We start from the raw sequence: 15437 nt of genomic DNA, 5'->3' as shown, positions 1-15437 counted from the left end.
CGGGCCGGCACATGGACCGGCTAGACCCTGAACCACCGGACGCCATGGGGTTCGAGGGTCACCCCGGTGTGCAGGAGCGTGCTGTCGCCGCTGATGAGTTCCCGTGCCATGGGGGGTAGGCCGGACAGGGTCTGGGCCGTGACATCCTGCGGGGTGTCGGCGACGTTGACGAGCACGACGACGGTGGATTCCTCGCCGTCGAGCAGTCCCGGGCGCTGGTACCCGAGGACGTGCGGGTTGTTCGTGATGAAGGCAACGAGCTGTCCGCCGGCGAACTCGGGGGTCTGCTTCCGGACCTCGATGAGCCGGCTGAGACCGGCGAAGATGGCTCCGGCGTTCGTGGTAGCGGTGTGTCTGGCCTCGTAGCGGTCCGCTGGGTAGCCGGGCCGGCCCACCCACCGGCTGTCGCCTGCCCGGGCCGGGTCGCCGCGGTAGGAGTAGTCGTTGAGCTGGCCTACTTCGTCGCCGAGGTAGAGCAGTGGTATGCCGCCGGTGCTGAGGATGATCGAGTGGGCCAGGAGGATCCGAGCGACGGCGGCGCCATCGTCCTCGGCGGCTTCCCTGGCTGCTTCGAGACCGGCGAGGGACGCCGTCGTGCCGGAGATCCTGCAGTCGCCGGTGCGCGGGTTGTCCTGGAAGGGCACGCCGCGGGCGAAGCTGTCGGGGAACCGGTTGACGAAGAACGCGTTGAGGAAGCGGCGGTGGTCGTGCCCGTTGATGCCGAGTTCGGCGGCGTCCTCGTCGGAGAACGTCCAGCCGATGTCGTCATGGCTGCGCACGTAGTTGACCCAGGCGGTGCCGTCGGGGATGGCGTGCCGGCGTTCGAGGGCCTGGGCGAGCAGGGAGGCGTCCCGGGTGGCCAGTGAGTTCCAGATCAGGGCCATCTGCAGGGGGTTGTAGCTGAGCTGGCACTCGCCCGGGTCGATGTACTGCACCACCTCGTCGGGATGCACGATCGCTTCGGACTTGAAGAGCAGCGAGGGAGCTGCGAGCCGGCACACCGCGTTGAAGGCCTGCAGGAGGAGGTGGGCTTCGGGCAGGCTCTCGCAGCTGGTGCCGAGCTGTTTCCAGATGAACGCGACGGCGTCCATGCGGATGATGTCCACGCCCTGGTTGGCGAGGTACAGCATCTCGCCGGCCATGGCCCGGAACACCCGGGGGTTGCGGTAGTTGAGGTCCCACTGGAACGAGTGGAACGTCGCCCAGACCCACCGTCCGTCGTCGATCTGCACGAAGGAGCCGGGGTGGTCGTCGGGGAAGATCTCCCGGACGGTCTGCTCGTAGGCGTCGGGTACCTGCCGGTCGGGGTAGATCAGGTAGAAGTCCTGGTACTCGGGGTCACCGGCGACGGCACGCTTCGCCCAGTCGTGTTCGTCCGAGGTGTGGTTGAAGATGAAGTCGACCACCAGGGCGATGCCGTCCTCCCGGAGTTCACGGGCCAACTCGGCAAGTTCGTCCATGGTGCCGAGGGAGGGGTCGACGTCGCGGTAGCTGGAGACCGCGTACCCGCCATCCGAGTTCGCCGCCGGGGCCAGGAACAGGGGCATCAGGTGCAGGTAGGTGAGGCCGAGTTTCCGGAAGTACGGGATGCGCTCACGCATGCCCGCGAGGTTCCCTGCGTACAGGTCGACGTAGCAGACCCCTCCGAGCATCCGATTGGACTGGAACCAGTCCGGAGCCATGGCACGGGAGGCGTCAAGGGTTTTGAGGTCCGCGGGGCGTTCCTGCCAGGACGCCGCGGCGTCGAGGACCACCTGCAGCAGTTCGCCGTCCGCGCCCGGTCCGTAGATGCGGTGGAACAGTGACTGCAGCCGGGGGAACTCGGTATCGAAGCGAACCATGAAGGACTGCCAATCCGCGTCCGACGTCGCGTCGAGGCGCGCGGACTGGACTTCTGCCCGGATGCGGTCTTCGGGCAGGCTGGACGTCGAACTCATCCAGCAAGCCTATTCCAGCGGAAGGACGCCCGACGCGGTTCAGTTCTCCACGCGGGTGATGCGTTCGCGGAGCAGCGCCACGCCGGGTCCCTCCAGCTCTTCGAGGTAGGCGGGCCGCCCGGCCAGGCACATCACCAGCCCGAGCAGGCTGCCGCGTACCTCCGGACCGGCACCGACCTCGAACGGAGCATCCGCCGCCACCAGCCGCAGCCCCGCACCGTTGTCGCGGCTCGGAAGGGTGAAGTTCCTCGCGGCGAAGAACTCCGCCACCGGGAGCAACGACTCCAGGCCCGGCCGTGCCGGGAGGTGGAGGGGATACCGGATGTCCTGGGCGTGCACCACCACCTCGCCGAGGTAGGCGGCAATGTGCGACGACGGAGCCACGGTCGAGCCGATAACGGCCCGGAACTCCTGGAGCGTCCCGGCGGGCGTCGACCCCAGACACTCCTCGAGCCGGCGCTGATTGTGCACACCCGGCCGGAAGCCTGCCAGCACCATGCTCCGGATCCATCGCCACTGACCGACCGATGCAGCCGCCGTGAGATGCGCCGTGACCTCCTCGACGTTCCAGTTCCCGCACAGGGTAGGACCCCGCCATGCCTCCCCGGGGAGGGAGGCGAGGTCCCGGGCCAGGGCAGCGCGTTCCGCGTGGGCGCAGTTCCAGAGTGCCTCGGTGTCGCGTTCCATCCGCTGTCCTGTCCGCGATCAGGCGAACTGTTGTTCCCCGTACTTGGCCTGCACGGCCGCCCAGTCTCCCGTCCGGGCGATCGGGTCCATCCACATGATCTCCCACGTGTGCCCATCGGGATCGGCGAAGGTGCGCGAGCGCATGAAGCCGAACTCCTGCGCCTTGCCCTCGGTCGCGCCGGCGGTTATGGCCTGATCGACCATGGTGTCGATCTGGCGGGGCTCTTCGACACTGATCGCGTTGATGACGGCAGAGGTGGTTGTTGCGTCGGCCACCTGCTTGTCCGTGAACTGCGCCCAGTGGCTGTGCGTCAGGATCATCAGGTGGATCGTGTCGCTGATGGTGACGGCTCCGGCGTCGTCGTTGGAGAAGTTGGGATCGAGTGTCCAGCCGAAGCTGGTGTAGAACCGCTTCGACCTCGCCAGATCGCTGACGGGAAGGTTGATGAAGACGTTGGTGGCCATGATGGTTCTCCTGTTCCGGATTGTTCTCTTGGGTGCTGCTCGGGCCCCTCGTGGGCCGTTGTAGCTGTTGGACGTCACATCCCTCGAAGAATCATCGGTGGGCAGAGACCTCGGCCCACGCGTCGAGGCGGAGTTCCTGTAATCCGACCCTTGCCAAGCACACCGAAGAGGGCCACAGTGAGGTGGAAAACCACAGGGGAGGCCGACCATGAGTACTTCTGCCGAGCACGTGTCAGATGCACCCGCCACTACCGACGAACCCCAACTCAAGCGGGTCCTCGGGCCGAAACTGCTCCTGCTGTTCATAGTCGGGGACATTCTCGGAGCCGGCGTCTACGCCGTCACCGGGACCATGGCGGGTACGGTCGGCGGGCTGGTCTGGCTCCCGTTCCTGCTGGCCTTCGTCGTCGCGACAATGACCGCGTTCTCCTACCTCGAACTCGTGACGCAGTATCCCCAGGCAGCCGGGGCGGCCCTCTATACGCACAAGGCGTTCGGCATCCACTTCGTCACATTCCTGGTGGCGTTCGCCGTCGTCTGCTCGGGGATCACCAGCGCCGCGACGTCGGCCAATGTGCTCGCGCAGAACTTTTTCGGCGGGCTCGAGATCAACGGGTGGCTGGCCATGCCGGGCCAGGGTGTGATCACCCTCGTAGCCCTGGCCTTCATGCTGCTGCTGGCGGTGATCAACCTCCGCGGTGTGGGGGAGAGCGTGAAGTTCAACGTGGTCCTGACGCTCGTGGAGATGGCCGCGTTGTGCATCGTGATCGGCGTGGGCTTCCTTGCCATGGCCCAGGGCAACAGCAACGTGGGTGAGGTCTTCGTCTTCACCGATTACCAGGACAAGGGCCTCTTCCTCGCGGTGACCGCTGCTACGTCCATCGCCTTCTTCGCCATGGTGGGTTTCGAGGACTCCGTGAACATGGTCGAGGAGACGCAGAACCCTGAGCGGATCTTCCCGCGCACCATGCTGACAGGCCTCGGGATCGCGGTCATCTTCTACATGCTGGTTGCCATCTCCGTGGTCACGGTCCTGAGCCCCACCGAGCTGGAAGGCATTCGCGAGGCCGAAGGCGCAGCCCTCCTCGAAGTGGTCCACAAGGGATCGCCAGACTTCCCGATCGACAGGATCTTCCCCTTCCTCGCCGTCTTCGCGGTTGCCAACACCGCCCTCATCAACATGCTGATGGCGAGCCGGTTGATCTACGGGATGGCACGGCAGGGTGTGCTTCCCCGGCAGCTCGGCAAGGTCCTGCCGGTGCGCTGCACTCCCTGGGCAGGCATCGCGTTCTCGACGATCCTCGCCCTCGGCCTGATCGTCTACGTGACGAGCGACCCCGAGAGCAACATCGTCGCGAACCTCTCCGGGACCACAGCCTTCCTGCTCCTGTGCGTCTTCACCGTGGTGAACGTCGCCTGCGTGGTCCTACGCCGCAAGCGGGACGTCCACCGCAAGGTCTTCTTCACCTCTCCCGGTCCACTTCCGATCGTGGCCGCGCTCCTCTGTGCGTTCCTCGCCGGCCCCTGGGTGGGGCGCGATGTCGTGCAGTACCAGATCGCCGGTGGTCTGATGGCGATCGGCGTCGTGCTCTGGCTCATCACCTGGCTGATCAACAGGAAGACCAATACCGAGGTCGGGGACCCGACGGCGATCGACGGCTGAGCCGCCGCGGACCGGACGCCGGCATCGCTGCATGGAGATCCTCCGCTACGCGGCTTTCACGCACACGCCCGACGGCGGTAATCCCGCTGGCGTGGTGCTCGGCGCCGATCACCTCGACGCGAGGGACATGCAGGCCATTGCTGCCCGGATCGGCTACGCCGAAACCGCCTTCATCGTCCGGCGAACGCCTGGTGCCGCGACAATCCGCTACTTCGCCCCGGAGACGGTGGTGCCCTTCTGCGGCCATGCGACGATCGCCACCGGGATCGCGCTCGCCGAGCGCGAAGGTACAGGGAGGCTCCTGCTCTCCACGCCGGTGGGTCGGATCGATCTCGTCACGGACCGGGTGGGTGATCGCCTGATGGCGTCCCTCGTGACCGTTGAGCCGCGGGTGGAGGGTATCGACGGCGCAGTCCGCAGCCGGCTCCTGCAGCATCTCCGCCTGGCCGAGGGGGACCTGGACGCGGACCTTCCCGTTCTGCTGTCCTACGCCGGCAACGTGCATCCGATCGTGGCCGTCCGCGACGCTGCTGTCCTCCGGAACCTCGACTACGACTACGAGGGACTGAAGGCCCTCATGGCCGCGCAGGGCTGGGGCGCGACGGTCGCCGTCGTGCATCGCACGAGCCCGCTCGTCTTCGAAGCGCGGAATCCCTTCCCGCCCGGCGGAGTACGGGAGGACCCGGCAACCGGCTCGGCGGCGGCGTCCCTCGGCGCGTACCTCCGGGAACGTGCCGAGGTGGCTCCGCCCGCGACGCTGACCGTGCATCAGGGCGGCGACGTCGGCCGGCCCTCCGTGATTACCGTCGGCATACCTGTAACGGGCGGCATGACCGTATCGGGCGGAGCAGTCCGGATCACATCCTGAACGCCGGTGACCGCCGTCCTGGTCCGGTGGCGGACGTGCTCCCTGTGGGTTCGTCAGGGCGCTGCGATCGAGGCAACCAGCGCCGTGGTCACCGCGATGAGGTCGGCGGGTGCGAGCTCGACATCGAGCCCGCGCCGGCCGCCGGAGATGAAGACCGTGGAGTGGTCGAGGGCGGATGTGTCGATGACCACGGGAGAGGGCTGACGCTGCCCGATGGGCGAGATGCCACCGACGACGTAGCCGGTGCGCCGCTGGGCGGCGGCTGCATCCGCCAGGACGGCCTTGCGTCTGCCCAGCGCAGCGGCCAGCGCCTTGAGGTCGAGTGACCCGCTGACCGGGACGACGGCGGCGACGAGGAGGTGGTCGATACTCACCATCAGGGTCTTGAGGACTCGTGCGGGGTCGACGCCCAGCGCCTCGGCGGCTTCGAGTCCGTAGGAGGACACGCCGTCGTCATGGTGGTACGGCCGGGGGGTGAAGGCGATCCCGGCAGCCGAGAGGGCGGCGAGAGCGGGGGTGCCGCGGGAACCGGTCGAGGTCCTGCCCACGGCGCCTCCTTCGGATAGTGGAAAGCCGTTGCTGGGTAATCTACGCGGTCCTAGGTGGCGGCGCCCCCGCCCGGCGCGGCGAGCGTGTGCAGCGGGCCGTCGTCGAACGCCTCGAGCAGTGCCCGGATGTCCTTGTAGACCTCCACCGCTCCGGCGTCCCTCAGTTCCGCCTCGCTCGTACCGCCCGACGCCAGTCCGATCGTGGGGATCTTCAACTCGGACGCCGCCAGGACGTCCCACACCGAGTCGCCGACGAAGACGGCGTTCCGCGCTTCCAGCCCGCCGGCGTCGAGCGCTGCCTGCAGGATGTCGGGGGAAGGCTTGCTGTTCTCGGCGTCGGAGGAGCTGGTGGCCGCGGTGATGGCGTCGTCCGCGTCGATGATGCCGCGGAGGACGCCGAGTTCCTGCTGGGAGGCGGAGGAGGCGAGGACCACGGTCAGGCCGTCCTCGGCACAGCGACGGACCAGCTCACCGGCGCCCTGGAAGGGCCGGAGCGCAGGCCAGTAGGCCGAGAAGATCGCGGCGTGCGTCGAGTCGAGCTCGGTGTCCTGTTCCGGGTCACGGTCCTCCCCGAGCAGGTGTTCGACCAGCTTGTCCCCGCCCATCCCGATGGCCCTGTGGATCTCGGCCAGCGGGACGTCGTGCCCGAAGCGGCGGAAAGCCTGCCACCAGGCGACGGTGTGCTGGTAATTGGAGTCCACGAGTGTCCCGTCCACATCGAACAGGACCCCGTGCCGTTCCTTCGCTGATTCCGTGCCGTCTGCCATGTGTCCGCCTTCCACCCGTCGGGATTGGTTTCCCCACGAGTGTAGGAAGGCAGGGGGAGACCATGCGGTGGCATTGTGGTGCTTGCGATGGGCGGCGAGATGTGGCTCGCCAGGGGCATGGCTAGGCGGACGGAACGGGCTCGACGACGATCGCCACGCGGTCGTCGCCGATGCGCGTCAGGACGAGGGTGGCCTTCTTCCGGCCCTTGCCCGAACCTGTCAGCAGCTGCTTGCGGACCTCCTCGGGAGTGACGGAGGTGCCCCGCTTCTTGATGTCGAGTACGCCGATACCCTCGGAGCGGACCCAGGCCTTGAGCGCCTTCACGTTGTAGGGCCGCACCTCGAGTACGCGGTAGGCGCGGGCGAACGGGGTGTCCGTGTACGTCGGCGCGCAGATGTAGGCGATCATCGGATCCAGGAGGTGACCGCCCAGCTGCGCGGCGAGGTCGGCGACGAGTTCGGCGCGGATGACGGCGCCGTCGGGCTCGTAGAGGTAGCCGCGAGGCTTCCCGATACCGGCGATGGGGCCCTCACCGAAATCGGCCGCCGACGCCATTTCCGCCGAACCCCGCGGCCCGATGACGAGGGCAGCCCGGCGCACGCCTTCGCGGCGCAGGGCGTTGAACCACAGCGCCACTTCGGTGACGTCGCCGTCCACCGACACCCACTGTGCCTCGCAGGTGCCCGGGATGGACTCGTGCGGCATGCCCGGCCCCATCTTCACGCCCACCGGCTTCCCGCTGTCGGCAAGTCCCTGCGCGAAGGACAGCGGAGGCGAGAAGGCCTCGGGATCGAAGAGTCGGGACGTTCCCGACGACGTCGTCGTCCTGCGCGCCGGGTCGAGCCAGACGCCGTCGTACTCCGCCGTGTCGACGAAGGAGGCGTCGGCGTTGACGACGCGCGCGTTCGGGAACGGCATGAGGTTCATCGTCGCCGCGGCGGCTGTCGTCTCGTCGAGCTCGACGGCGGTCACCTCGCGGTCGAGGGTGGCCAGGGCCATGCTGTCCGCGCCCAGCCCGCACCCGAGGTCCGCGACCTTCACGAGGCCGGCGTCGACGAAGCGCTGTGCGTGGCGTGCAGCGACCGTCAGGCGGGTGGCCTGCTCCAGCCCCGCCGTCGTGAACACCATGTGGTCGGCGAACGGACCGAACTTCGCCGAGGCCTTCGCCCGCAGCCGCGACTGGGTGAGGGCGGCGGCAACCACTTCGGGGGAGTGCCCGGCCTTCCGCAGTTGCTCCGTGAGGCGGAGGCTGTCGGCTTCGGTGTAGGGGCCGAGGGAGTTCAGCAGCTCCCAGCCCCCAGGAGTCAGGATGTCTGCGATGTTGTCCGGGGCCATGCGGCCAGCCTAGGCGAAGTACACGCCGATCCTGTTGCCGCGGATCAGCTCCACCTGGATGTCCACGTCGTAGACGTCGCGCAGCACCTCCGGCGTCATGATCTCCTCGGCCGTGCCCTGGTGGATGAGGGCGCCGTCGCGCATCGCGATGATCGTGTCGGAGTAGCAGGACGCGAAGTTGATGTCATGGATGACCAGCACCACGGTCTTCCCGAGGTCGTCGACGAGCCGTCGGAGCAGGCGCATCATGTCCACCGAGTGCTTCATGTCGAGGTTGTTCAGCGGCTCGTCCAGCAGGATGAAGTCCGTGTCCTGCGCCAGCACCATCGCGATGAAGGCGCGTTGCCGCTGTCCTCCCGAGAGCTCGTCGACGAACCGGTCTGCCAGCTCGGTCATGTCGAGGTACTCGAGCGCACGTTCGATGTGCTCGCGGTCCACCACCGTGGGTCTGCCGCCGTTGTGGGGGAAGCGGCCGAACCCCACGAGGTCGCGCACCGAGAGCCGGACGGTCAGCTGGTTCTCCTGGCGGAGGATGGACAGCGTGCGGGCGAGCGTCTGGCCGGAGGTCGTGCTGACGTCCAGTCCGTCGACATGGACCGTACCGGCGTCCAGCGGCAGCAGCCTGCTCATCATCGACAGCAGGGTGGATTTGCCGGCACCGTTCGGCCCGATGATCGAGGTGACGCCGCCCCGCGGGATGGTGGCGCTGACGCCGTCCACCACCGTGATGGGGCCATAGCGCTTGGTGGCGTTGTCGAGGGTGATCACCGGACACGGCCTTTCAGGAGGAGGGCGAGGAAGACGAGGCCGCCGGTGAACTCGATGACGATGCTGAGCGCGGTGTCGAAGGCGAACACCTGCTCGAGGACCAGCTGGCCTCCGACGAGGGCGATCACGCCGAGCAGGACCGCGATCGGCAGGACGACGGCGTGGCGGAACTGGCTGCACAGCTGGTAGGCGAGGGCCGAGACGAGGAGCCCGAAGAACGTCGCCGGACCGACGAGGGCGGTGGAGACGGCGACGAGCACGGAGCAGATCACGAGCACGAGGGTCACGGTGCGCCGGTAGTCGACGCCGAGACCGACGGCCGTGTCGCGCCCCAGCGCCAGGACATCGAGGCGGTGCCGCAGGCGCCACGCCGGTACGCAGAGCCCTCCGACGGCGACCGCAGAGATCAGCAGCAGGGTGGGGTCCACGCGGTTGAAGCTCGCGAAGAACAGGTCCTGCAGGATGATGTACTCGCTCGGATCCATGAGGCGCTGGAGCAGCGACGAGGCGCCGCGGAAGAACACGCCGAAGACGATGCCCACCAGCAGGAGCAGGTGCAGGCTGCGTCCGCCTCCTGTGAAGAGCCACCGGTAGAGCATCGAGGAGAAAGCGACCATGAGGGTGACTTCCACGGCGAAGCGGATCGGCGGGCCGAGCGTCAGCAGCGTGGAGGCACCGAGGGCGAAGGCCAGTGAGGTCTGGATGAGGATGTAGAGGGCATCGAGCCCCATGATCGACGGCGTCAGGATCCGGTTGCCGGTCACCGTCTGGAACAGGACCGTCGACACCCCCACGGCGACGGCGACGAGCACCATGGCGCCGACCCGGTTGAGTCGCCGCGGCAGGACGTAGGCGAGGTTTCCCTCGAGGCCGACCAGCAGGAAAGCCGCCACGAGGGCCGCGGCGGTGACGCCGAGGACCACCAGCCAGACTCGCGGAGGAAGCGTCCGCACGGGTCTCCGTGCCGTCTGCACGACGGCGGCGGGAAGGGCCCCTGTCCTAGCGCGCACCGGCGGTCCTCCTCACGAGGAGCGTGATGAACAGCGCGCTGCCGACCACGGAGACGATGACGCCCACGGGCACTTCGTAGGGCAGGCGGATGACCCGGCCGAGGATGTCGCACAGCAGGACGAAACCGGCGCCGAACACGGCGATCCAGGGCACGGCCCTGCGCACGTTGTCGCCGATGAGCAGGGACACCAGGTTGGGGACGATCAGCCCGAGGAAGGGGATGGAACCGACCACCACGACCACCACGGCGCTGATCAGACTCACCAGCACCAGTCCGAGGTTCATGGTGCGGCGGTAGTTCAGGCCGAGGTTGGTCGTGAACTCCTCGCCCATCCCGGCCACGGTGAACCGGTCCGCGCAGATGTAGCCCACGACGGCGAGGGCGGCGACGATCCACAGGAGCTCGTAGCGGCCGCGGATGACGCCGGAGAAATCGCCGATCATCCAGGTGTTCAGGGTCTGCAGGAGATCGAAGCGGTAGGCGAAGAAGGTGGTCACAGCCGAGATGACACCGCCGAGCATGATGCCGACCAAGGGCACGATCAGGGTGTTGCGCAGGGGGATGCGGCGGAGCACGACCAGGAACAGGGCGGTCCCCGCCATGGCGAAGAGCGCGGCGACGACCATTTTTCCGACGATCGGAACGGCGGGCAGGAGCAGAGTCGCCACGAGGATACCGGCCGTCGCGGACTCCACCGTGCCGACGGTGGACGGCTCCACGAACCGGTTGCGCGCCATGAGCTGCAGGATGAATCCCGCGATACTGAGCGCGACACCGGCCAGGATCACGGCCAGGGTGCGCGGGATCCGGCTCACGAGGAAGGTCTGCCAAACCTCGGCGTCTCCCGCGAGGAGATCGGCCGGTGAGACGTCGGACACTCCGACGAAGAGGCTGATGAGGGCAAGCAGCAGCACGGCTCCGGCGGCCAGCCACAGGGCGGGCGGTCGGACGGAGCCGTGCTGCTGTGCCGGTTGCTTCGACCGGAACATGAGTGTTGCCAAGAGGTACCTGCCGCGGGGGAGCAGTGTGCCGATCAGGCCGCGACGGCCTCGTTGACCGCCGACACCATCGCATCGAGGTTGTTCAAGCCATAGCCGATCAGGTACCAGCTCGCGGAGTCGAGGTAGGTGACGGCGTCGTTCTTCGCGGCGTCGGTGCCGTTCACGAGCTCGTTGTCCAGGACGGCTGCGCCCGCCGCGCCGGCCTCGCCGACGGCGGCGTCGCGGTCGATGACGAACAGGTGCGCGGGATTGACATCGGCGATGTACTCGAACGAGACGGCCTCGCCGTGGGTGCCCTCGGACTTCACGTCCGCGGCGGGCTCGACGCCCAGGACATCGTGGATGAGCCCGAAGCGCGACCCGGACCCGTAGGCCGTGACCTCGCCCGCACTGGTCAGCAGGACGAGGCCGTTCCCGGCGGATGCGGCGGCCTCCTTCGTCTCGCTGATCCCGGACTGGAGGTTCGCAAGGCGTTCGGTCACTTCGTCCTCGAGGTCGAAGATGCGGCCGAGTGCTTCGGTGTGCTCGGTGAAGCTGGCGATCGGGTCGGCGGCATCGACACTGAGATCGATCGTCGGCGCGATCTCCGACAGTTGGTCATAGGAGTCGGCCACGCGGCCCGAGATGATGATCAGGTCGGGCTCGGCGGCGGCGATCGCCTCGAAATCCGGTTCCTTCATGGAGCCGATGTTCGCGGTGTCGCCCCCCTCGTAGTCCGACAGCTGGGCGGGCAGGGTTCCCTGCGGTACGCCGGCGACGTCGACCCCGAGTGCATCGAGCGTATCGAGAGCGCCGAGGTCGAAGGTGAAGACGTTCTGGGGGTCCACGGGTACTACGGTGGTTCCCTGCGCGTGGTCGATGGTGACCGAAGCGGCTGTTGTGGGCTCACCTGCCGCTTCGGAGGATCCACCGCATCCCGAGAGGGCAAGGGTGGCCGCGGCGGCGGCGGAGAGGACGGCGAGTCGCACATGTGCCATGGATTGGCTCCGGAAGGTAAGGGCCGGGCAGGGCCGGCGGTGGAAGTAAGGAGTGCCTTACCTTCTCGAATGTAGAGGGAAGCCGGTGAATTACGCAAACGAAGCGTGACCTATTTGATGGATGGCAGCCACTCACGGTGGCGGAATCCGCAACGGCTGGCACTCGCCTTGACCGAGTGCCAGCCGTTGCATACAGTCAGGACTGGCACTCACTCCCTGTGGGTGCTAATCCCGAGGGAAGCGTTCGCCGGCACCGCGACGACGGTTCACGCCCAGCCCGACGGCCTATATTCCATTGGTATCGAACGCAAAGGAGAGCCCGAGTGTCGGTCTCTATTAAGCCCCTTGAGGATCGTATTGTTGTCCGCCCCCTCGAAGCCGAGCAGACCACTGCTTCCGGCCTCGTCATCCCGGATACGGCCAAGGAGAAGCCCCAGGAGGGCGAGGTCGTAGCAGTTGGACCGGGTCGCGTCGACGACAACGGTAACCGCGTCCCCGTCGATGTCGCCGAGGGCGACATCGTCATCTACTCGAAGTACGGCGGAACCGAGGTCAAGCACGGCGGCCAGGAGTACCTGGTGCTCTCCGCCCGCGACGTCCTCGCAGTCGTCGTCAAGTAGTACCCCGAACGGAGAAGCCCCGGCCCGCGATGGCCGGGGTTTTTTCTCGCTGCACAAGCCTGAAAGGAATCAACAATGGCAAAGCAGTTGGAATTCAACGACGCCGCCCGCCGTGCCCTCGAGGCCGGCGTGGACAAGCTCGCGAACACCGTCAAGGTGACGCTGGGCCCCCGTGGACGCAACGTCGTGCTCGACAAGAAGTGGGGCGCTCCCACCATCACGAACGACGGCGTCACGATCGCCCGCGAGATCGAACTCGATGACCCGTACGAGAACCTCGGCGCTCAGCTGGCCAAGGAAGTAGCCACCAAGACCAACGACGTCGCCGGTGACGGAACCACCACCGCGACGGTCCTCGCCCAGGCTCTCGTCAAGGAGGGCCTCCGCAACGTGGCCGCCGGGGCCGCACCAGGACAGCTCAAGCACGGCATCGAGGTCGCGGTCGAGGCCGTCGCCAAGCGCCTGCTGGAGAACGCCCGCGAGGTCGTCGGCCAGCAGACCGCGAACGTCGCGTCCATCTCCGCCCAGAGCACCGAGGTCGGAGACCTCCTCGCCGAGGCTTTCGAGAAGGTCGGCAAGGATGGTGTGATCACCATCGAGGAGTCCTCCTCCACGCAGACCGAACTGGTCCTCACCGAGGGCATGCAGTTCGACAAGGGTTACCTCTCGCCGTACTTCGTGACCGACGCGGAGCGGCAGGAAGCCATTCTCGAGGACGCGCTCATCCTGATCAACTCGGGCAAGATCTCGTCACTGCAGGAGTTCCTGCCGCTGCTGGAGAAGGCCCTGCAGGCAGGTAAGCCGCTGTTCATCATCGCCGAGGACATCGAGGGCGAAGCGCTCTCGACGCTCGTCGTCAACAAGATCCGCGGAACCCTGAACGTCGTCGCCGTCAAGGCTCCCGGCTTCGGTGACCGCCGCAAGGCCATGATGCAGGACATTGCCACCCTCACGGGCGCGCAGGTCGTCTCGCCGGATCTCGGCCTCAAGCTGGACCAGGTGGGCCTCGAGGTGCTCGGTTCCGCTCGCCGGATCACCGTCACCAAGGATGCGACCACGATCGTCGACGGCACCGGCAGCGCGTCCGACGTCGCCGACCGCGTGGCGCAGATCCGCGCAGAGGTCGAGCGCACCGACTCCGACTGGGACCGCGAGAAGCTCCAGGAGCGCCTCGCGAAGCTCGCCGGCGGAATCGGCGTCATCAAGGTCGGCGCAGCTACCGAGGTCGAGCTCAAGGAGAAGAAGCACCGCATCGAGGACGCCGTGTCCTCGACGCGTGCGGCTCTCGAAGAGGGCATCGTCGCCGGTGGCGGCTCTGCCCTGGTCCATGCCGGCAAGGCACTGGACACGGATCCCGACGTGCTGGCACTCGAGGGCGACGCGGCCACCGCTATCGGCCTCGTCCGCCGCGCCCTGGCCCAGCCGCTGCGCTGGATCGCCGAGAACGCCGGACACGAGGGCTATGTCGTCGTCGCCAAGGTCTCGGACCTCGAGGTGGGTCACGGCTTCAACGCCGCGACCGGCGAGTACGAGAACCTCGTGGACGCCGGCATCATTGACCCGGTGAAGGTGACGCGCTCCGCACTGCGCAACGCTGCCTCCATCGCCGCGCTGGTACTCACGACTGAGACCCTCGTGGTCGAGAAGCCCGAGGAGTCCGACGGCGCGGAAGGCCACGGCCACTCGCACTAGGACACGGGGGCTTCTGGCCCCATCGGCAGTTTCAGAAGCACCCCGGCGCATACCCGCGCCGGGGTGCTTCTGTGTCCGAAGCTTCCAGTGTCGGGCCCGGCGTCCGTTACGGCTGACAGCCCTGTGCCGGCTGCCGATGTACTCCCTAGCATTGTGGAACGACGACGCTCAGAAGGAGGGGGAGGCGTGGCACGACGACTGTTCGGCGAGATATCGCCGCTGACCTACCGCATCGCGACGGAGCGGATGATCCTGCTCAGGCATGTACGGAACCTGCGGCAGAAGGGCACCCTTGCGGTGACGCGGCCGCAGGAGGAACTACCCGTCACGGTCTACCGGCATTCCTCGTTGATCCGGCGAAGGCTCGGCAACGTCGACACGGAGTTGCAGGACAACAAGGCGATCAGCCTCGGTCTGACAGCACCGAAGATCGACGGCATCCTGATCGCCCCTGGTGAGCGCTTCTCGTTCTGGAACCTGGCGGGTCGCTGTTCGGCCAAGGAGGGCTACAGGGAAGGGCTCACCATCAGCAACGGTAAACCGACCCGCGGGATGGGTGGCGGCACGTGCCAGTTCACGAACCTGCTGCACTGGATGGTGCTGCACAGTCCGCTCACCGTCGTGGAGCACCACCACCACAACGGGCTGGACCTGTTCCCGGACTACAATCGGCAGATCCCTTGGGGCACCGGCACCTCGATAGCGTTCAACTATCTTGACTACCAGGTCGAGAACCGCACGCCGTACCTGTTCCAGTTCCGCACGTGGACGACGGACGAGTATTTGCGGGGCGAGCTCCGCGCCGACCGGGAGTTGCCGACCAAGTTCCACATCAGGGAGCGCGACGCGTATTTCTACGAGCAGGAGGGTGAGGTGTACCGCCACAACAGGGTGTTCCGGTCCGAGCGCGACAAGCGCACGGGGCTCGAGCTGTCGGATGAACTGATCCTCGAGAACGAGGGCCGGATCGCCTACGACCGTTCACTGGTCCGTGCAACGATCCTTCCTGCGCGACCCGCACCAAGGGATACCACCCCCTGATCAACGACGGAGCCCGGTACTCCTTCGAGTACCGGGCTCCGTGGTGCTACCCATC

15 protein-coding genes are annotated in these 15437 nt (G+C 67.2%); 5 read left to right on the top strand and 10 right to left on the bottom strand.

Going from position 1 to position 15437, the window contains the following annotated elements:
- Nucleotides 1–20: 20 nt before the first annotated feature.
- Genes D6T63_RS13020 through D6T63_RS13010 form a run of 3 tightly spaced genes read right to left on the bottom strand, consistent with a single transcriptional unit; the run spans nt 21 to nt 3089 of the window.
- Nucleotides 21–1937, bottom strand: coding sequence for an amylosucrase (locus D6T63_RS13020; protein WP_120149474.1), 1917 nt, complete (start codon nt 1935–1937; stop codon nt 21–23).
- A gap of 39 nt (nt 1938–1976) precedes the next feature.
- A complete protein-coding gene (locus D6T63_RS13015; protein ID WP_120149473.1) occupies nt 1977–2624 on the bottom strand; it encodes a maleylpyruvate isomerase family mycothiol-dependent enzyme in 648 nt (215 codons plus the stop codon).
- Nucleotides 2625–2642: 18 nt separating this feature from the next.
- A complete protein-coding gene (locus tag D6T63_RS13010) occupies nt 2643–3089 on the bottom strand; it encodes a VOC family protein (RefSeq protein WP_120149472.1) in 447 nt (148 codons plus the stop codon).
- 208 nt (nt 3090–3297) lie between these two features.
- Here D6T63_RS13010 and D6T63_RS13005 point away from each other — a divergent pair, with 208 nt between their 5' ends.
- Both D6T63_RS13005 and D6T63_RS13000 read left to right on the top strand, forming a co-directional pair.
- A complete protein-coding gene (locus tag D6T63_RS13005) occupies nt 3298–4752 on the top strand; it encodes an APC family permease (protein WP_120149471.1) in 1455 nt (484 codons plus the stop codon).
- Between the two features lie 31 nt (nt 4753–4783).
- Nucleotides 4784–5620, top strand: coding sequence for a PhzF family phenazine biosynthesis protein (locus tag D6T63_RS13000; RefSeq protein ID WP_120149470.1), 837 nt, complete (start codon nt 4784–4786; stop codon nt 5618–5620).
- 53 nt (nt 5621–5673) lie between these two features.
- Here D6T63_RS13000 and ybaK read toward each other — a convergent pair whose 3' ends face one another.
- The 7 genes from ybaK to D6T63_RS12965 all read right to left on the bottom strand — a co-directional run bounded on the left by ybaK (nt 5674) and on the right by D6T63_RS12965 (nt 12029).
- Nucleotides 5674–6168: a Cys-tRNA(Pro) deacylase gene (gene ybaK, locus D6T63_RS12995; protein WP_120149469.1), complete on the bottom strand. Its 495-nt coding sequence runs from the start codon at nt 6166–6168 to the stop codon at nt 5674–5676.
- A 50-nt stretch (nt 6169–6218) separates the two neighbouring features.
- Nucleotides 6219–6935 (bottom strand): HAD family hydrolase, encoded by a 717-nt coding sequence (locus D6T63_RS12990; RefSeq protein ID WP_120149468.1) that lies wholly within the window; start codon nt 6933–6935, stop codon nt 6219–6221.
- A gap of 121 nt (nt 6936–7056) precedes the next feature.
- On the bottom strand, nt 7057–8271 hold the full coding sequence (locus tag D6T63_RS12985) for a THUMP-like domain-containing protein (RefSeq protein WP_120149467.1): 1215 nt from the start codon (nt 8269–8271) through the stop codon (nt 7057–7059).
- 9 nt (nt 8272–8280) lie between these two features.
- Entirely contained in the window at nt 8281–9039 is a 759-nt protein-coding gene (locus tag D6T63_RS12980; protein ID WP_120149466.1) for an iron ABC transporter ATP-binding protein, read from the bottom strand.
- Nucleotides 9036–10049 (bottom strand): iron chelate uptake ABC transporter family permease subunit, encoded by a 1014-nt coding sequence (locus tag D6T63_RS12975; RefSeq protein ID WP_120149465.1) that lies wholly within the window; start codon nt 10047–10049, stop codon nt 9036–9038. Before D6T63_RS12975 ends, D6T63_RS12980 begins: the two co-directional genes overlap by 4 nt.
- On the bottom strand, nt 10039–11052 hold the full coding sequence (locus tag D6T63_RS12970; protein ID WP_235830737.1) for an ABC transporter permease: 1014 nt from the start codon (nt 11050–11052) through the stop codon (nt 10039–10041). Before D6T63_RS12970 ends, D6T63_RS12975 begins: the two co-directional genes overlap by 11 nt.
- 32 nt (nt 11053–11084) lie before the next feature.
- Nucleotides 11085–12029 carry a siderophore ABC transporter substrate-binding protein gene (locus D6T63_RS12965; RefSeq protein ID WP_120149463.1) on the bottom strand — a complete coding sequence of 315 codons (945 nt, stop codon included), beginning with the start codon at nt 12027–12029 and terminating at the stop codon, nt 11085–11087.
- A gap of 323 nt (nt 12030–12352) precedes the next feature.
- On the opposite strand from D6T63_RS12965, the gene groES reads away from it, so the two are divergent.
- From groES to D6T63_RS12950, 3 genes are all read left to right on the top strand, one after another.
- Complete coding sequence (groES, locus tag D6T63_RS12960; RefSeq protein WP_055768411.1) at nt 12353–12649, top strand: co-chaperone GroES; 297 nt, start codon at nt 12353–12355, stop codon at nt 12647–12649.
- 75 nt (nt 12650–12724) lie between these two features.
- A complete protein-coding gene (gene groL / locus D6T63_RS12955) occupies nt 12725–14341 on the top strand; it encodes a chaperonin GroEL (protein WP_120149462.1) in 1617 nt (538 codons plus the stop codon).
- Between the two features lie 186 nt (nt 14342–14527).
- Nucleotides 14528–15382 (top strand): VanW family protein, encoded by an 855-nt coding sequence (locus D6T63_RS12950; protein WP_120149461.1) that lies wholly within the window; start codon nt 14528–14530, stop codon nt 15380–15382.
- The last annotated feature ends 55 nt before the right edge of the window (nt 15383–15437 follow it).

It is taken from the genome of Arthrobacter cheniae, assembly GCF_003602275.1.
GTDB lineage: Bacteria > Actinomycetota > Actinomycetes > Actinomycetales > Micrococcaceae > Arthrobacter_D > Arthrobacter_D cheniae.
Note: the sequence above shows the minus strand (reverse complement) of the source record. Positions and strands in the feature narration are given on the sequence as shown.